Annotated in this window: 16 protein-coding genes; 11 read left to right on the forward strand and 5 right to left on the reverse strand. The window is 66.0% G+C overall.

Annotation, left to right across the window (positions count from 1 at the left end; genetic code table 11):
• Window positions 1-60 precede the first annotated feature (60 nt).
• Genes inhA through A5785_RS02690 form a run of 3 tightly spaced genes read left to right on the forward strand, consistent with a single transcriptional unit; the run spans window position 61 to window position 2,830 of the window.
• Complete coding sequence (gene inhA / locus A5785_RS02680; RefSeq protein ID WP_064864427.1) at window positions 61-897, forward strand: NADH-dependent enoyl-ACP reductase InhA; 837 nt, start codon at window positions 61-63, stop codon at window positions 895-897.
• Window positions 894-2,042 (forward strand): ferrochelatase, encoded by a 1,149-nt coding sequence (locus tag A5785_RS02685; RefSeq protein WP_064864429.1) that lies wholly within the window; start codon window positions 894-896, stop codon window positions 2,040-2,042. The genes inhA and A5785_RS02685 overlap by 4 nt, the downstream gene beginning before the upstream one ends.
• A 59-nt stretch (window positions 2,043-2,101) precedes the next feature.
• Window positions 2,102-2,830: a class I SAM-dependent methyltransferase gene (locus A5785_RS02690; protein ID WP_064864473.1), complete on the forward strand. Its 729-nt coding sequence runs from the start codon at window positions 2,102-2,104 to the stop codon at window positions 2,828-2,830.
• Between the two features lie 8 nt (window positions 2,831-2,838).
• On the opposite strand, the gene A5785_RS02695 is transcribed toward A5785_RS02690, so the two are convergent.
• Window positions 2,839-3,639, reverse strand: coding sequence for a hypothetical protein (locus A5785_RS02695; protein ID WP_064864430.1), 801 nt, complete (start codon window positions 3,637-3,639; stop codon window positions 2,839-2,841).
• 133 nt (window positions 3,640-3,772) lie between these two features.
• On the opposite strand from A5785_RS02695, the gene A5785_RS02700 reads away from it, so the two are divergent.
• The 3 genes from A5785_RS02700 to A5785_RS02710 all read left to right on the forward strand — a co-directional run bounded on the left by A5785_RS02700 (window position 3,773) and on the right by A5785_RS02710 (window position 6,328).
• Entirely contained in the window at window positions 3,773-4,612 is an 840-nt protein-coding gene (locus A5785_RS02700; RefSeq protein ID WP_442902834.1) for a DUF3097 domain-containing protein, read from the forward strand.
• Window positions 4,613-4,673: 61 nt separating this feature from the next.
• Window positions 4,674-5,102 carry an NfeD family protein gene (locus A5785_RS02705; RefSeq protein WP_064864432.1) on the forward strand — a complete coding sequence of 143 codons (429 nt, stop codon included), beginning with the start codon at window positions 4,674-4,676 and terminating at the stop codon, window positions 5,100-5,102.
• A 5-nt stretch (window positions 5,103-5,107) separates the two neighbouring features.
• On the forward strand, window positions 5,108-6,328 hold the full coding sequence (locus A5785_RS02710; RefSeq protein WP_064864475.1) for an SPFH domain-containing protein: 1,221 nt from the start codon (window positions 5,108-5,110) through the stop codon (window positions 6,326-6,328).
• A gap of 7 nt (window positions 6,329-6,335) precedes the next feature.
• Here A5785_RS02710 and A5785_RS02715 read toward each other — a convergent pair whose 3' ends face one another.
• On the reverse strand, window positions 6,336-7,046 hold the full coding sequence (locus A5785_RS02715; RefSeq protein ID WP_231895413.1) for a TVP38/TMEM64 family protein: 711 nt from the start codon (window positions 7,044-7,046) through the stop codon (window positions 6,336-6,338).
• Between the two features lie 215 nt (window positions 7,047-7,261).
• On the opposite strand from A5785_RS02715, the gene A5785_RS02720 reads away from it, so the two are divergent.
• The 4 genes from A5785_RS02720 to A5785_RS02735 all read left to right on the forward strand — a co-directional run bounded on the left by A5785_RS02720 (window position 7,262) and on the right by A5785_RS02735 (window position 13,787).
• A complete protein-coding gene (locus tag A5785_RS02720; RefSeq protein WP_064864436.1) occupies window positions 7,262-9,208 on the forward strand; it encodes a methylmalonyl-CoA mutase family protein in 1,947 nt (648 codons plus the stop codon).
• Complete coding sequence (scpA, locus tag A5785_RS02725) at window positions 9,205-11,508, forward strand: methylmalonyl-CoA mutase (protein ID WP_064864438.1); 2,304 nt, start codon at window positions 9,205-9,207, stop codon at window positions 11,506-11,508. Before A5785_RS02720 ends, scpA begins: the two co-directional genes overlap by 4 nt.
• Window positions 11,508-12,500: a methylmalonyl Co-A mutase-associated GTPase MeaB gene (meaB, locus tag A5785_RS02730; RefSeq protein ID WP_005202855.1), complete on the forward strand. Its 993-nt coding sequence runs from the start codon at window positions 11,508-11,510 to the stop codon at window positions 12,498-12,500. The genes scpA and meaB overlap by 1 nt, the downstream gene beginning before the upstream one ends.
• A gap of 93 nt (window positions 12,501-12,593) precedes the next feature.
• Complete coding sequence (locus tag A5785_RS02735) at window positions 12,594-13,787, forward strand: lipase family protein (protein ID WP_005202856.1); 1,194 nt, start codon at window positions 12,594-12,596, stop codon at window positions 13,785-13,787.
• Between the two features lie 101 nt (window positions 13,788-13,888).
• Here A5785_RS02735 and A5785_RS02740 read toward each other — a convergent pair whose 3' ends face one another.
• From A5785_RS02740 to A5785_RS02750, 3 genes are read right to left on the reverse strand one after another with little or no spacing between them, the layout of a single operon-like run.
• Window positions 13,889-14,860: an iron-siderophore ABC transporter substrate-binding protein gene (locus A5785_RS02740; RefSeq protein WP_039854583.1), complete on the reverse strand. Its 972-nt coding sequence runs from the start codon at window positions 14,858-14,860 to the stop codon at window positions 13,889-13,891.
• A gap of 53 nt (window positions 14,861-14,913) precedes the next feature.
• Window positions 14,914-15,687 carry a 2,3-dihydro-2,3-dihydroxybenzoate dehydrogenase gene (locus A5785_RS02745; protein ID WP_005202862.1) on the reverse strand — a complete coding sequence of 258 codons (774 nt, stop codon included), beginning with the start codon at window positions 15,685-15,687 and terminating at the stop codon, window positions 14,914-14,916.
• The gene (locus A5785_RS02750) at window positions 15,680-16,360 is read right to left on the reverse strand and encodes an isochorismatase family protein (protein WP_005202863.1); all 681 of its coding nucleotides are present in this window, start codon (window positions 16,358-16,360) and stop codon (window positions 15,680-15,682) included. Before A5785_RS02750 ends, A5785_RS02745 begins: the two co-directional genes overlap by 8 nt.
• 23 nt (window positions 16,361-16,383) lie before the next feature.
• Here A5785_RS02750 and A5785_RS02755 point away from each other — a divergent pair, with 23 nt between their 5' ends.
• Window positions 16,384-17,961, forward strand: a complete 1,578-nt coding sequence (locus A5785_RS02755; RefSeq protein ID WP_064864440.1) for a (2,3-dihydroxybenzoyl)adenylate synthase — start codon at window positions 16,384-16,386, stop codon at window positions 17,959-17,961.
• The last annotated feature ends 18 nt before the right edge of the window (window positions 17,962-17,979 follow it).

Genomic DNA, 17,979 nt, shown 5'->3' on the forward strand with positions numbered 1-17,979 from the left:
CAGCCGCATACCCACAGACACCATCCACAGACACGCCTACCCGCAGAGGAGCCCAGCACTGTGAGCGGAATCCTGGACGGAAAAACCGTCCTCATCACCGGCATCATCACCGACGCGTCGATCGCGTTCAGCACGGCAAAGGTCGCACAGGAGCAGGGTGCGAAGGTGATCATCACCGGCATCCCCGAACGACTGCGACTGATCGACCGCATCGCCAAGCGACTCCCGCAAGAGGTGCCGCCCGCGATTCCGCTCGACGTCACCGACGAGCAGAGCCTCGGCGAGCTCGCCGACAAGGTGCGCGAACTCGCGCCTGAGGGTGTCGACGGCCTCGTCCACTCGATCGCGTTCGCGCCGAAGACGCTGATGGGCCCCGACGCCGTGCCCTTCCTCGACGGTCCGGGTCCCGACGTCGCGAAGTCGTTCGAGATCTCGGCGTGGAGCTACGCCTCGCTCGCTCGTGCGGCGCTGCCCGTGATGAACGAGGGCGGATCGATCGTCGGCATGGACTTCGACCCGCGCACCGCACTGCCGGACTACAACTGGATGGGCGTGGCCAAGGCCGCACTCGAGTCGGTCAACCGCTACGTCGCACGCGAAGTGGGTTACGCGAAGAAGATCCGCTCGAACCTCGTCGCCGCTGGTCCGATCAAAACCCTTGCAGCCAAGGCTATTTCGGGTACGGCAACCGACGATGCCAAGAAGCTCACCATGCTCAACACCTATTGGGACGGCGCGTCGCCCATCGGTTGGGACGTCAACGACCCGGTCGTGGTCGGCAAGAGTGTGTGCACCCTGCTCAGCGACTGGCTGCCCGGCACAACCGGCTCGATCGTGTACGTCGACGGCGGAGCCAGCCACAACACCTGGTTCCCGGAGAACTTCCTCAGCCAGTGACATCGCAGAGCTCGAGCACGCAGAACAGCACGGCATTCGACGCCGTGCTGTTCCTCTCGTTCGGCGGACCCAACGGGCACGACGAGGTGATGCCGTTTCTCGAGAACGTCACACGCGGTCGAGGCATCCCGCGCGAGCGTTTGGAAGCCGTCGCCGAGCACTATCACCACTTCGGTGGGGTCTCGCCGATCAACCGGCTCAATCTCGACATGATCGAGTCGTTGCGTGCCGAGCTCGCGCGACGGGGGCGCGACCTTCCGGTCTACTTCGGAAACCGCAACTGGGAGCCGATGGTCGAGGACACCGTCGAGCAGATGTACGCCGACGGCCACCGGCGTGTGCTCGTGTTCCCGACCTCCGCCTGGGGCGGATACTCGGGATGCCGCCAGTATCACGAGGACATCGCCCGCGCCCTCGACGCTCTCGCCGAACGCGTCGCCGATTCCGCCGACGACCCGTTGTTGCTCCGCAAACTTCCGCAGTACTGGGCCGAGCCTTCTTTCGTCGACGCCGGCGCAGATGCCGTGCGACGCGCAGTGTCTGCGCTGCCCGCATCGGATACGCCGGCGCGTCTAGTCTTCACCGCGCACTCCGTACCGATGACAGCCGACGCAGCGTCAGGGCCGGTCGACGAGACCGCTGAGCGCACCGGCGACACCACGAACGGGGCGAGTATCCCGGCCGGCGGTGGCCGGCTGTACTCACGGCAGGTGCGCGCGGCGTCGAACGCTGTGGCCGGGGCGGTCGGTGGCCCTGCACCGTCAGATGTCGATCAGGTCTGGCAGTCGAGGTCGGGCCCACCGCAGATCCCGTGGCTCGAGCCCGACATCTGCGACCACCTCGAATCTCTTTCCGCGGCAGGCATATCCAGAGTGGTGGTGAGTCCCATCGGATTCATCTCCGACCACCTCGAGGTGGTGTGGGACCTCGACAACGAGGCCGCAGAAGTCGCCGAGAAACTGGGGATGGAATACGTGCGTGCCGACAGCGTGGGCACCGATCCACGCTTCATCACGCTGATCGCCGATCTCATCGATCGCTACGCCGACGGCGGCGGTGATCTGCGGGCTCTCGGGTGCGCTGACAACGGCGCGACGTGCCGCCCGAACTGTTGCGTCCCCGCGCGCCGACCCCAGCGCGCCTAGCAGTGGGATCGGGGTCGGAAGCCGAGGACGAGGCCGTCGCCCCCTCGTTCGACGATCTCATGGCCGAGGGCGCTGCCGCCGACGTGTCGGGTTGGGATTTCTCGTGGTTGGACGGGCGTGCAACCGAGGAACGCCCTCCGTGGGGTTACGCGCGTGCGATGGCGGACCGTCTCGCCACCGCGTCGGCATCGTTGGATCTTCAAACCGGCGGTGGCGAAGTGCTGGCGGAGGCGGGGGGCTTCCCGCCGACGGCGGTAGCGACGGAGTCGTGGCCACCCAATGTCGCGCGCGCGACAAACCTGTATCCGCGCGGGGTTGTGGTGGTCGGCTGTGCCGATGAGCCACCATTTCCGTTCGCCGACAACGCTTTCGACCTTGTGACAAGTAGGCATCCCGCAACGATCTGGTGGGATGAGATCGCTCGCGTACTCGCACCCGGTGGCACCTACTTCGCCCAGCACGTAGGTCCTGCGAGTGCTTTCGAATTGATCGAGTTCTTCCTGGGACCTCAGCCCTCGGGACGCAGGGACCGGCGTCCCGAGGACGAGGTGCGGGCTGCCGAATCGGCGGGATTCGAGATCGTCGATCTTCGCACAGCCCGACTCCGCATCGAGATCTTCGACGTCGCCGCGGCGATCTATCTGCTGAGAAAAGTCGTGTGGTGGGTCCCCGGATTCACAGTGGACGGATATCGGGGCCGACTTCGCGAACTTCACGAGCAGATCCAGCGGGAGGGGCCGTTTGTCGCCCACTCCACACGCCACCTCATCGAGGCACGGCGACGCTGACGACGGCGTTACGGAATCGTTGGCACGTATTCCGAGATCACCCGGTTGACCGCGGCGCCACGTGCGGCGCGTGCAAGCGAGAGCAGTCGACGCAATTCGCCGTCGCCGGAGAGCAATTCGTTCGACGTTGCGCCGAACGTGACGTCACCTCGACCGGCGACGGTGACGATGGCCTCGATCTGAGCGGCCGTATCGATCACTCTGCTGGCGCGGGAGTCGTCGTGGGGCGGGAGATCGACCTGATTTCGCAGCGTCAGCGCGCGGACGGAGCCACGGAGATCGGCGGGCGGATTGCCCGCACGCGATCCGACCCTGGTCGCCAGGGCTGCTGCCTCCGAGACCGATTGCCGCAGTTGATATTCCACTTCTCCGACGGGCGCGGACGGATCTGCGGGCAGCGGTCCGGCGTAGCGGTGGACAGACCAGCGGCAGACGTCGGCGTCGAGGTGTGGGACGAGCGCAAGGGGACCGGCGCGCTTTCCGATCTCATCGTCGACCAGCAACACTTCACCCGCTGCGAAAGACGCAGAGGTGGCAGGTCCCGGGGGCAGTCCGTGCGGGTCGCCCGCTGACGGCAGTCGCACCGACATCGCCGTGGCACCACGGAGGAGGGCGAGGAGTCCGAGAACGCCGTCGTCGCCGACGCGTGGGTGGTCGGTATGGTCGTCAATCAGATGGTGATCGGCGAAGATCGCGAGTGTGTCAGCCACATCGTCGGGTGAGCATCGGCCTGCCAGCCACGCCGCGGCCCAGCCACCGAGCGCGCATGCGGGCCACGCTCGCGTCACGGTGTGGTCGGTACTGGTCACGAGGAATCACGATACCGATGGCTGCTCACGCGCGCTGCGCGCACCGACCTCACACGCGTAGGTCGCGTCGACTCCAACACGTCCACGGGGTGCCCGGCGTGGCGACGCCCAGCGAGTCCGGTCTGCCCTTAGCGTGTCCGGGGTGAGCGACGATCGATATGGACGAGACGTGCTGGCGACGCCGCGCCGGGCCAAGCCGCGACCACCCGAGGTGGCGGCCGAACGTGACCTGGTCGTCGAGGACGCCGCAACAGGCTTCTGCGGTGCCGTCATCGGACTGGAGAAGAGCTACTCCGGAGATCTCGTGCGACTCGAGGACCGTCATGGACAGTCGCGCGTGTTCCTGATGCTGCCGGGGGCGTTTCTCATCGACGGCAAGCCGGTGACGCTCGTGCGGCCACGGACCCGCGGGCCGCAGGCCCCATCACGCACCGCGTCCGGATCGCGGGCGCTGCCGCAACAACGTGCACGGCAAGCCAGGGCGAGTCGACTCTTCGTCGAGGGTGTGCACGACGCCACGCTCATCGAGCGCGTATGGGGCGCCGACCTCCGCGCCGAAGGCGTCGTCGTGGAGAGCCTCGACGGACTCGACAATCTCGAATCCGCGCTGTCGGAGTTCGGTCCGGCACCGCATCGGCGGGTCGGCGTCCTCGTCGATCATCTCGTTGCCGGCTCCAAAGAAGAACGGCTGACGGCAGAAGTCGGTGACAACGTGCTGGTGTGCGGACATCCCTACATCGACGTCTGGCAGGCGGTGAAACCGTCGTCGGTACGCATCGCCGCGTGGCCCGATGTCCCGCGCGGTGAAGACTGGAAAAGCGGCATCTGCGCCCGCCTGCGGTGGGGAACTCCGCAGGATGGTTGGCGTCGAGTTCTGGCCGGCGTCAACGACTTTCGCGATCTCGAGGTTCCGTTGCTGCGGTCCGTGGAAGAGCTGATCGACTTCGTGACACTCGCGCCTGACGACGACTGATCGGACTATGTAGTTCTGCTCGACGTCCGGTTTGTCGGATTCGTTCTGGCACAATGAATATATGAGCGCACTGATCTGGCTTGCCGCCGCGGTCGTGCTGCTGATCGGAGAGATCTTCAGTGGCGATCTCGTCCTTCTCATGCTCGGCGGCGGGGCTCTCGCGACCGCGGGAGTCGACGCCGCGTTCGACCCGCCGATATGGGTCGACGGCGTGGTCTTCGCCGTGGTGTCGATCCTCCTCGTCGCTCTGGTGCGGCCGATTGCCAAGCGCCACATGTTGAGTCGCCCACGGGTGCTGACCAATACCGAGGCGCTCGAGGGCAAGCGCGGCATCGTGACCGAGCAGGTCGACGGCAGCGACGGCCGGGTCAAGATCGGCGGCGAGATCTGGTCGGCGCGCTCGATGGATCCGGCCGAGACCATCGAGCCGGGCGAGCACGTGACAATCGTGCAGATCGACGGCGCAACTGCCGTCGTCTGGAGAGGGTGAGTTCCATGGAATACATTGGCCTGGCTGTAGTGATCCTCCTGGTTCTCTTCGTCGTGGTGGTTCTCGCGAAATCGGTGGCGCTCATCCCGCAGGCCGAGGCAGCGGTGATCGAGCGGCTCGGTCGCTACACGCGGACCGTCTCGGGTCAGCTGACGCTCCTGCTGCCGTTCATCGACCGGATCCGAGCACGGGTCGACATCCGTGAACGTGTCGTGTCGTTTCCTCCGCAACCGGTGATCACCGAGGACAACCTGACCCTCTCCATCGACACGGTCGTGTACTTCCAGGTCACCAATCCCCGCTCGGCGGTATACGAGATCGACGACTACATCGCGGGTGTCGAGCAGCTCACCATCACCACGCTGCGCAACGTCGTCGGCGGCATGACGTTGGAGGAGACACTGACCTCGCGTGACTCGATCAATGGGCAGTTGCGCGGAGTTCTCGACGAGGCGACCGGCAGGTGGGGTCTGCGGGTGGCCCGTGTCGAGCTGAAGTCGATCATGCCGCCACCGTCGATCCAGGAGTCGATGGAGAAGCAGATGAAGGCCGACCGGGAGAAGCGCGCGACAATCCTCGCGGCAGAGGGCCAGCGCGAGTCGGCGATCAAGACGGCAGAGGGCAACAAGCAGAGCCAGATCCTCGCCGCCGAGGGAGCGAAGCAGGCCGCGATCCTCGCCGCGGAGGCCGACCGGCAGTCCCGGATCCTGCGCGCGCAGGGCGATCGCGCGGCGGTCTACCTGCAGGCGCAGGGCGAGGCGAAGGCCATCGAGAAGACCTTCGCGGCGGTGAAGTCGAGCAAGCCGACGCCCGAGGTTCTCGCCTATCAGTACCTTCAGCAGATTCCGGAGATGGCCAAGGGTGAGGCGAACAAGGTCTGGGTGCTGCCCACCGATTTCGGGTCGGCGCTGCAGGGATTCGCGAGGTCGTTCGCCCAGCAGGGTGATGACGGAGTGTTCCGGTACGAGCCCAACCACGACGAATCAACCCCGGAGGTCGACGACGCCGAGACGGAGGACTGGTTCTCCCTCGCATCAGACCCCAAGGTCGCGCAGGCGGTTGCGGAGGCCGAGGCTGTCGCGCGTACGCCGGTCGCCCCCGAGGTGAGCACACGGCCCGCGCGATCGTCGCTGCCATATTCCGGCGCCCAACCGGCTGCGAGCGAGCTGACCGACACGGCGGCTCCCACGACGACAGCCGACGATGAGGCGCTGCGCGCCGAGTGAGGCGCGTTTACGCGGCAGTCGACTGTTCGCGTACCGGTAGTCGAACGTCGACGATGAGCCCGATCACGCCGATGGCGAAAAATGTGGCACTCACCAGTATGAGCAGCGGACTCCGGTGGCCGGTCAGTGCATTGCCGAGCAGGACGACGGCGACGGTGCCCGGCGCCGAGGCGACGATCGTTGCGACCAGATAGGGGAGCAGTCGTACCGACGAGAGTCCGGCACACCAGTTCAACAACCAGAATGGGCACACGGGGATCAGCCGGAGTGATCCGACCGCCAGCCAACCCCTGGCGGCGAATCTTTTGTCGATTGTCATGACGACAGGACGATGCAGAAACGGCGTGATCCGATTACGTCCGGCCCACCGTGCGAGCAGAAATCCCAGCGTCGCGGCCACTGCGGTCGAGATTAGTGCGCCGATGAGTCCCACAACCGGTCCGAACAACACTCCGGCGGACACGGTGAACACGGTGCGGGGGATGGGGAACACGGTGATGACTGCGTACGCGATGAAGAAGACCCATACGAACGCGGGGCCGAGACCATGGCCCCAGCCGCGCACGCTCGAGACCGCTGGCAAAGGCATCAGATACGACACGACAAGCAGAATGCACACTGCGGCGAATCCGATCACCGCGTGACGGATCATCTTTCTACGTTCCGTCCGCTCCCCGAAGTCTTGCTGCAGCGTCGACGAATCAGGCTGCGGAGACACCCAATCACTCTACTCGGCGTGCGCGGAGCTCCCGGCCGTGTGAGCTGTCGTCGCGTCGAATCAGTGAGGCTGGTCTACCCCGGGCTTCTCGTCCCTCGGATGTTGGGAGCGTGCTGGGACACCCCCTTCAGGGATCGACTGATCGACCGAGCGAGCGATCGGCTAAGGTTCGGTTACGCATCCGACAGGAGCATCACGGAGGTTAGCCAGACCACATGAATGATCAGCCTGTGCAGTCAGAGCTTGCAGCACTCGACGAGGCCTACCAACGGTGGTCGGAGTCGGCGGCTGCGGTACTAGCCAAGTCGCGGCGGGTTGACGTCGCCGATCTTCCCGATACTCCAGAAGCCCTGTTGTCGACCTCGACGGCCGATGGCCTCACGGTTCGGCCGCTCTACACCCGCAAAGACGAAACCCCCGAGCCCGGCCTGCCCGGCGCGTTTCCCTACGTTCGTGGTGCGGATCCCGCGCGCGATGTGACGGCCGGGTGGCGAGTCACCGAGCGCTTCGGCGACGATCCGGCGGTTGGCGTGGCGGCGGTCAACACCGAGATCCTCGAGGCCATGAACAACGGCACCAGCGGCCTGTGGATCGCGGTCGGTGGGGCAGTGTCGGCTGACGACCTCGCCACGGTGCTCGACGGCGTCTACCTCGATCTCGCGCCGGTAACGCTCGACGCCGGGAAAAACGGGATCGCTGCGGCAGAGGCGTTCGCCGCGATCCGTGCAGGTGCGCCCGAGCCGCCTGTGACCATCGCGCCCACAATCGGCACGACACATTCGCTGGGACTCTCGCCGTTGACGGCGGCATTCAGCGGCCGATCGACCGTCGATGCGGCAGAGGCGACCGCGCTGGCCGTCGCGAATCCCGATCCCGCCCTACGAACGTTCCGCGTCGACGGTGCCGACTTCGCGACCGCCGGTGCCGACAACGGGCTCGAGATAGCGCTCGTCGTCGGCGCTGCCCTCACACATCTGCGTGATCTCACCGACGCCGGATTGTCTCCGGCGCAGGCACTGACCCAGGTGTCGTTCGGTGTATCGGTCGACGACGACCAGTTCGCATCCATCGCGAAACTGCGTGCGCTGCGCAAGATCTGGGCGCGCGTCGCCAGTGTCCTCGGCGCGCCGGAGGTCGGTGGTGCGCTCACCCACGCGGTCACCGCGCTCGCGATGTACTCGCAGCGAGACCCCTGGGTGAACATGCTGCGCAGCACGGTTGCTGCTTTCGGTGCGGGTGTCGGCGGAGCCGACCAGGTGAGCGTCCTGCCCTACGATGCCGCGCTGCCGGCGTCGAAGCGCACGTCGGGGCCGACGTTCACCCGACGCATCGCCCGCAACACCCAACTGTTGCTTCTCGAGGAGTCCAACGTCGGCCGCGTCCTCGACCCGGCGGGCGGCTCGTGGTTTGTCGAAAGCCTCACCGACGACCTCGCATCCAACGCGTGGGCGGTCTTCACCGACATCGAGGCCGCCGGTGGCTACCGGTCCGCGCTCTCGTCGGGGTGGATCGCCGACCGTATCGGCGAATCCCTGGCTCGACGCGACGTCGAGGTGGCGCATCGTCGTAAGCCGGTCACCGGGGTCAGTGAATTCCCCAACCTCGACGAGAAGCCGCTCGGCCCGGACACCGCCGACACGACCGGCCTCGCCACCGGCGGTCCGCGGCTCGCACGGGTCGGACGCGCATTCGAGGCATTGCGCGATCGATCCGACGCCGTCCTCGCCGATACCGGACGACGTCCGACGGTGCTGTTGCTACCGCTGGGAAGCGTCGCAGAGCACAACGGCCGTACCACTTTCGTGGCGAATCTCCTTGCCGCAGGAGGAATCGCGGTCATCAACCCCGGACCGGTGACCGCCGACGACATCGCCGACCTCGCAACCGCGGCCGACACCCCGATCGCGGTCATCTGCGGAACCAAGCAGCGATACGCCGACGACGGGCCCGCCGCGCTGGCGGCGGCACGTGCGGCCGGACTCGGCACCGTGCTTCTCGCCGGACCCGAAAGAGAATGGCCTGCAACGGAATCCGACGGTCAGGCGAAGCCCGACGGCTCGCTGCGCGTCGGCATCGACGCGGTCGCCACCCTGCAGGATCTTTTTGACACGCTGACCACATCGACCCCGGTCGGGGCGGACACCTCGGGAGCCTCGGCATGACGGATACACACCAGGCGCAGCTGGCGGGCACGGACCACGCGGGAACCATCGGGAGTTTCGCCGACGTCGACCTCGACGGCGCAGGCGATTTCGCCGCCACCGCAGCATCGTCGGATGCCGCCGACGCGATCGATGCGCTCGCCTCGGCGAACGGCTATTCGACCGAGCAGGTCGTCTGGAGCACACCCGAGCAGATCGACGTCAAGCCCATCTACACGCGCGCCGACCGTGACGCCGTCACCCGCGACGCCGAGCACCCCTATCCGCTCGACTCGATCCCCGGCGCCGCCCCCTTCATCCGCGGTCCATACCCGACGATGTATGTGAACCAGCCGTGGACAATTCGTCAGTACGCGGGCTTCTCGACGGCTGCGGAGTCGAACGCCTTCTACCGACGCAATCTGGCGGCCGGGCAGAAGGGCCTGTCGGTCGCCTTCGATCTCGCAACCCACCGCGGCTACGACTCCGACCATCCGCGCGTCGCAGGTGACGTCGGTATGGCGGGCGTCGCGATCGACTCGATCCTCGACATGCGTCAGCTCTTCGACGGTATCGACCTGGGCGCCGTCTCGGTGTCGATGACGATGAACGGCGCCGTGTTGCCCATCCTGGCGTTGTATGTCGTTGCCGCCGAAGAGCAGGGCGTGCCGCCCGAGAAGCTGGCCGGGACCATCCAGAACGACATACTCAAAGAGTTCATGGTCCGCAACACCTACATCTATCCGCCCAAGCCCTCCATGCGGATCATCTCCGACATCTTTGCCTACACCAGCGCGAAGATGCCGAAGTTCAACTCGATATCGATCTCCGGCTATCACATCCAGGAGGCCGGAGCGACCGCCGATCTCGAGCTGGCCTACACGCTCGCCGACGGCGTCGAGTACATCCGCGCCGGTATTGAGGCGGGCCTCGACATCGACAAGTTCGCCCCCCGACTTTCCTTCTTCTGGGGTATCGGCATGAACTTCTTCATGGAGGTCGCCAAGCTCCGTGCCGCACGGCTGCTGTGGAGTGAACTGGTCGCACAGTTCAGCCCGAAGAACCCGAAATCGCTGTCGCTGCGCACACATTCGCAGACGTCCGGATGGTCACTGACGGCGCAGGACGTCTTCAACAACGTGGCACGCACCTGCGTCGAGGCAATGGCTGCGACGCAGGGGCACACGCAGTCGCTGCACACCAACGCGCTCGATGAGGCCATCGCTCTGCCGACCGACTTCTCGGCAAGAATCGCCCGCAACACGCAGCTACTGCTCCAACAGGAGTCGGGCACCACGCGTCCCATCGATCCGTGGGCGGGGTCGAACTACGTCGAGTGGCTCACCGCGCAACTCGCCGAGAAGGCTCGTCGCCACATTGCGGAGGTCGAGGAGACCGGCGGCATGACGCAGGCCATCAACGAGGGTTTGCCGAAACTCCGCATCGAGGAGGCTGCCGCCCGCACCCAGGCGCGCATCGACTCGGGCCAGCAACCACTCATCGGCGTGAACAAGTACCGAGTCGACGACGACGAAGAGATCGAGGTTCTCAAGGTCGAGAACTCCAAGGTGCGGGCCGAACAACTCGAGAAGCTCGAAAGGCTTCGGGCACAACGTGATCAGGCGGCCGTCGATGCGGCACTGGCCGATCTCACCCGCGCCGCCGCGTCGACCGACACCTCGGGTGGCCTGGACAACAACCTGATGGCGCTTGCGATCGAGGCGGCACGTCATCAGGCGACAGTCGGCGAGATCTCGGCCGCGCTGGAAAAGGTCTATGGTCGCCACCAGGCGCAGATCAAGACCATCAGCGGGGTGTACCGGCATGAGGCAGGCGACGTGAGCAACATCGACGCGGCGACCGACATCGTTCGACGTTTCGCGGAGGCGGAGGGTCGACGACCCCGCGTGCTCGTGGCGAAAATGGGTCAGGACGGCCACGATCGCGGCCAGAAGGTGATCGCGACCGCATTCGCCGACCTCGGATTCGACGTCGACGTCGGCCCACTGTTCGCCACGCCGGAGGAGGTCGCCGCGCAGGCGGCCGACAACGACGTCCACGTCGTCGGGGTGTCATCGTTGGCAGCCGGTCACCTCACGCTGGTACCGGCACTGCGTCAGGCGCTGGCTGACGTCGGCCGCGAGGACATCATGATCGTCGTCGGCGGCGTCATCCCACCGGGTGATTTCGACGAGCTCTACGAGGCAGGCGCCGCGGCGATCTTCCCGCCCGGCAGCGTGATCGCCGATTCCGCCGTCGAGTTGATCTCCAAGCTCGCAGACAGTCTCGAGATCGAGTTGCCAGAGGTGGCTGCCGGTTAATGGGTGTGCAACGTCGGGTTGATGTTCAGGCGCTGACCGACGGTGTGCTCGGTGATCGCCGCGCCGATCTCGCGAGGGCGATCACCCTGGTCGAGTCGACGCGACCGGATCACCGTGCGGCGGCTCAGGAGTTGCTGTTGGCGCTCACCCCGCATGCCGGAAAGTCGTTTCGCGTGGGGATCACCGGCGTGCCCGGCGTCGGCAAGTCGACGACGATCGAAGCGCTCGGGATGCATCTGATCGAGCAGGGTCACCGCGTGGCGGTGCTGGCTGTCGACCCGTCGTCGACGCGCACGGGTGGTTCGATACTCGGCGACAAGACACGCATGGGCACCCTGGCCGTGCATCCCGACGCCTACATCCGGCCGTCTCCGACGTCGGGCACGCTCGGTGGCGTCGCGAAGGCAACCCGCGAGAGCATCGTGCTCGTCGAGGCCGCCGGGTTCGACGTGGTGCTCGTCGAAACGGTTGGCGTCGGTCAGTCGGAGGTGACCGTCGCCAACATGGTCGACACGTTCACGTTCCTCACCCTCGCGCGGACCGGCGATTCACTGCAGGGCATCAAAAAGGGTGTGCTCGAGCTTGCCGACGTCATCGTCGTGAACAAGGCAGACGGCTCGCATCTCACCGAGGCCAAAGGTGCTGCGCGCGAACTGAAGAATGCGCTGAAGCTGATCTATCCACACGACGCGCTGTGGGTGCCGCCCGTCCTGACGATGAGCGCGCTCGAGAACACCGGCGTCGACGACTTCTGGCGGGCCGTCGAGCGCCATCATTCCGTGCTGGTCGACGCAGGCGAGTTCGACGCCAGGCGCAGCCGCCAGCAGATCGACTGGACATGGACGATGGTGCGCGACGAGTTGCTCAGCCGTCTGGCCGCCAGCCCCGAGGTCGCCGGGATCCGCGGCGACGTCGAAGCGCGTGTCGGCTCCGGCGACCTGACGCCTGCCCTGGCTGCCCAGGAAATCCTCGCCTCCTTCGATCGTCGGTGACCGACGGGGCACCGACCGTGAGACCCCGATGGCCTGCTAGGTTGCTTAGGGTCGCCTAATGTCGGGCGCCGTGTCTGTAAGGAAGGCGGTCTCATGCGTTCTCTGGCCAGGATCCCGCGGCGTCGTTTCGCCGTGATGCTTGGGTCGGTGGTATCGATACTCCTGGCGGTGGTGATCGGGTTGGTGCCCACACTCACCGCGACTCCCGCCGCGGCAGCGCCCGCCAAGGCAGGCACCGTACTCAGCGCTGAAGACATCACGGACAGGCCCGACGCGAAAGTGGCGGGAGCGGGCAAAGTCGTTGCCGTTACCTACCTTTCGCCGCAGAGTGACGGCACGCTCGTGCCCGTGCGTGCCACGATCATGATTCCCGCCGTCGCCGCACCGAAGGATGGCTATCGCGTACTGGCTTACGGTCATGGCACCGCGGGGCTCGGCGACGACTGCACCGTCACCGATCGCATGGGGCATCAGGGGCGCTACGACTCCTGGCTTGGTCCGTGGCTCAAGAAGGGCTACGTCATCGCGGCGACCGAGTACGCAGGTATCGGCGGCCCCGGCGTGCACGCCTACCTCGACGGCGACGTCGCCGGGAAGAACATCCTCGATTCCGTTCGCGCGGCGCGTGTGGTGACCCCACAGTTCGCCGGCGCGCAGACGTCGAAGGGCTTTGTGTCCACGGGCGGTTCGCAGGGTGGACACGCTGCGCTGTGGGCCGGTCACCTCACGCCGTCGTACGCGCCCGAGCTGACCAATGTCGGTGTCGCCGCGACCTCACCGCCCGTCGACATCGCCGACTACTTCTCGGCGATCCGACCGGGCGTTCCCCCGGTCGAGGTGCCTGACTACGTCACCTACTTCTCGTATGTGCTCGCAGGACTCAAGGTCGCGCGTCCCGATGTGGACGTCGATTCGTACCTGACCCCGCGGGGGCGCAAGGTTGTGAAGGATGCCCAGACGCTGTGCTACCCGAATCAGGGTCGCGCGACAAAGGGCATGACCGTCGGGCAACTCGTTGCGAAGCCATTCAACGAGGGGCCGCTGATCCCGGCTTTGCGTTCGGTGACCTACGTGCCCGAAAAGGGTTACCCCGCACCGATTCTGCTCCAGCAGGGCGCACTCGATCCGGTGGCGTTCGCGCCACTGACGACGCAGTGGGTCGATCGCGCGAAGGCCAACGGCGTCGATGTCGATCTTCGCACCTACCAGGCGGGCCACGGCGTCGGCGTCTACGCCGAGACCAACGCGCTGGCCTGGTCTGAAAAGCAACGCTGGCCGACGGCCTGATACCACAAGAACTGCGTCCCGCTCACCGATTGCTCGGTGAGCGGGACGCAGTCGTTATGGGGTGTTCTCCCTGGAACTGGCGCCGTGAGAACTTGGCTGACTCAGAACTTGGCAGCCACGGGGTCGAGAGTGTTGATCACGAATCCGACCGACGGTGCGCTGGGCACGCTGAAGGCGGGCTGCGTCTTGTCGTCGAGGAACACCACGGTGCCCTTCTTGACCGCGGGGAGCGACGACCAACCCGGAACGCGTTCTGCGACAGCAGGGTCGCCGCCCGGCGTGTAGACCACGAGTAGATCCGAGTCGAGCAGGTCGATTCGCTCGGCAGAGATCAGTGAGCGCGTCGAACCCTCCTTGTGCTCGGCGGCGACCTTCGGGTTCAGGGTGAATCCGAGCTGGGCGATCAGCCCTGCGGCGGCGTCGTCGGTGGTGTTGATAGCGCCGACCTGACCGGTCGGGCCAACCTGTGCGAAGGTGAACGTCTTGCCAACGGCCGCAGGGTACTTTGCCTTGAAGTCAGCGATCTTCTTGTTCGTCGAGTCGACGAGTTCGGATGCCTGCTGCTGCTTGCCGAAGATCTGCCCGGTGGTGGTGGTGATCTTCTCCCAGGTGTCGACCGTCGCACCCTTGGTCAGGACGGGAATGGTCGGTGCGATCTCGGACAGCTTGTCGTAGCGACTCTTGTCGCCGACGTAGCCCGCCAGGATCAGATCCGGCTGGTACTTGGCAATCTCGCCGACGCTGACCTGCGAGATGTCTGCGACCTGCACCACCTCGGAGTCGTGCTTCGGAGTCCACTCGAAGCTCGGGGTGCCCTGCGGAACGAACTCAGCGGTGATCGGGATATTCAGCGCCGCAAGGGTGTCGGTCCAGTCGGTGAGCAAGCTGACGACCTTGGTCGGCTTCTTGTCGATCTTGGTGCTGCCGTACTCGTGGTCGATCGTCACGGGGGCGAACGATTCCGAGGACGACGACGATGCGTCGTCTTCCGAGGACGAGCAAGCGGCCAGGAAACCGATGAGTCCTGCTGTCAGCAGAACCGCGAGTGCCCGCGTCGCGCGCGTTTTCTTCACTTCAATCCAATCGTCGGTGTCGGTTATGTCAGTTTCGGACGGTACATCGCACATCACATGTCCAACGTCGCACCTCCGTCGACACGAAGGTCGTGCATGGTGATGTGGCGTGCGGCGCTCGACGCGAGGAACACCACTGTCGAGGCGACATCTTCGGGACTTGCTATGCGTCCCAACGGTATTCCGAGTCGATACGCGTCCGGATCTCCGGCCAGTACCCGGTCTCGATCAGCGTCGTCGGTCCACATGCCCCGCAGCATCGGCGTGTCGGTGGAACCGGGGGAGACGATGTTGACGCGGACACCGTATGGCGCGACCCGGAGTCCGAGGCTGCGTGCGTACGACGTCGCGGCGGCTTTCGATGCGGCGTATGCCGCCAGTCCCGATCGCGGTGTGGCTCCGGCGTTGCTCGAGACGACCACGACGGATCCGCTTCGTCGCGCGGTGAGGTCGTCGAGTGAGACGTCGAGCAGATTGCGCACCCCGCCCGCGTTCACGGCCATGCAGGTATCCCAGTCGTCGGCCATCACGCCCGCGGCCGAGACGACGATGTCGACGGGGCCCGCCTGCGTCGCCGCCTTCCATGCATCGCCGACCGCCTGCCGATCGGTGACGTCGACACTACGAATACCGGTGTCGTGCATCAGATCCCACGCGTCAACCGATGCCCCATGCGCGCGTAGCAACGCGGCGACGGCTGCCCCGATACCCCCCGCGGCACCGGTGACCACCGCACGCGTTCCCGCGAGCGAGCCGGGTTCAGGTAGGACGGGTTCAGGGAAGGCGGGCTCAGGCAGGTCAGGATCAGGCAGGTCAGGATCAGGCATGGCTGCGCGCCCCGCGCGCGGGGGTGTCCGATTCTGACGTTGCGCCTTTCCGCAGCGCCTCGACAACGTCGTCGGTGGTGAGGACCCGGCCCGCACGCTTGCCGACGTACTCGCACGCCATCGTGTGTTCGTCACGGGTGAAGTCGGCGACGGCGTCGGCAACGAAGAACGGTTCGACGTCCATCATGAACGCCTCCGTGGCGCTGATCATGCAGCCCATGTGGGCATACACGCCGATCACGATGAGCTGATCACGCCCGTGGCGTGCCAGCAGGTGTCTCAGATCGGTGCGCTGGAATCCGGAGTACCGCCACTTGGTGACGGTGATGTCGCCGCTGCGCGGCGCCAGTGCGGGGATGATGTTCTCGTCGCGGCCGGAATCTAGTCCACGGCCCCAGAAATCGGCGAGGATTCCTCGACGTGAGGGATGCTGGTCGCCGGGCTGGGCCGTGTAGACGACCGGTATGCCCGCGGCGGTGGCGGCCGCGCGGATGGCGACCATGTTCGGGAGCGCGGTAGCCATCGGTTCGGCCTGCGTGGCGTAGGCGTCGATGAAGTAGTTCTGCATGTCGTGGATCAGCAGTGCGGCGCGCGAGGGTTCCAACTTCCAGTCGACGCGCTGCGGGAACGGTCCGTCGGGAATCTGGTACGGGGTGATCGTCGGGATAGCCACGCCATTAGGGTAGCCTCACCTTTATGCTCGTGTCTCCATGGCCCCCGGAACTGGAAGCGAAATATCGAGCCGACGGACTGTGGGTGGGGGAGACGTTCGACGACGTCCTGCGCTCTCGTGCCGCCGACCCGGCGTCCGCCGACCATACCGCTGTCGTCGACATCCACCGAAGGCTCAGTTACGCGGAGCTGGACGATCGCGTCGGCCGGGTCGCGGCGGGCATGGTCGAACTCGGTATCGCACCCGATGACCGAGTGTTGGTCCAGATCCCGAACCGGGTCTGCTACGTCGAAGCCGTTTTTGCGCTGTTCCGACTCCGTGCGATTCCGGTTTTCACCCTTCCCGCTCATCGAGCGGGCGAACTCGTGGGTATCGCGCGCGCTGCCGGCGCCACCACAATCATCTCGCCACGCGAGGACTCGGGGTTCGACTATCGCGGACTCGCCGACACCATTGCGGCACAGGTTGATTCGATCACCCGGTGGATCGACGCCGACGACCTCGACGCCTTGTCTACGGAACCAATCGAGCACGACCGCGCGAACCCCGCCGAGCTCGCCTTCCTACAGCTCTCGGGTGGAAGTACGGGCATCCCCAAGCTCATTCCGCGCACACATGACGACTACCTCTACAGCGTGCGTCGCAGTAACGAACTCTGCGGAGTCACCGCCGACACGGTCTATCTCGCGACGCTGCCCGTCGCACACAACTTCCCGATGAGTTCGCCAGGCATTCTCGGCGCGATGTGTGCCGGCGGGACGATCGCCCTCACCGCGTCGCCCGCGCCGTCCGTCGCATGGGAGATGGTGGCGCGCGAGGGCGTGACGATGACCGGCCTCGTGCCGCCCCTTGCGCGGCTGTGGACCGAAACCGCCGAGGCCGGAACATCTTTCGACCTCTCGTCTCTCGACGTCATCCAGGTAGGAGGTGCGCGCTGCCCGGACGAACTCGCACGCCGCATCGGCCCGGCACTCGGCGTGCGCTTGCAGCAGGTGTTCGGCATGGCTGAGGGCCTGGTCTGCTACACGCGACTCGACGACCCGATCGACGTGATCACCACGACGCAGGGCCGTCCGATGTCGGCCGACGACCAGATCAGACTCGTCGACGAGGACGGCGTCGACGTCGGTTCCGGGCCGGGCTTTCTGGAGACGCAGGGGCCGTACACGATTCGTTCGTATTGGCAGAACGCGAGTGCGTCGTCATTCGCGTCCGACGGCTGGTACCGCACGGGCGACGTCGTCGAGCTGACGGCGGACGGCAACGTCGTGGTGCGGGGTCGTGGCGGCGATCGTGTCAATCGCGGTGGCGAGAAGGTGTCTGCCGAGCAACTCGAAGAACAGTTGCTGACACACCCTGCGGTGCGCGACGCCATCGTGGTGGCGGTAGCCGACCCCTATCTCGGTGAGCGCACCTGCGCCTATCTGATCCCCGACGACGCCGACAATCCGCCGAATCTCGCTGGTATCCGACGCTTTGTCCGCGAGAACGGCCTCGCCGAGTGGAAGCTCCCCGACGTCGTCAAGATCATCGACGAGTTCCCCGAGACCGGCGTCGGCAAGGTGAGCCGCAAGAAGCTTCGCGAGATCCTCGCGGGCTGAACCTTCTGACCGCGCAGG

The sequence above is a fragment of the Gordonia sp. 852002-50395_SCH5434458 genome (assembly GCF_001665905.1).
Taxonomy (GTDB): Bacteria; Actinomycetota; Actinomycetes; order Mycobacteriales; family Mycobacteriaceae; genus Gordonia; species Gordonia jacobaea.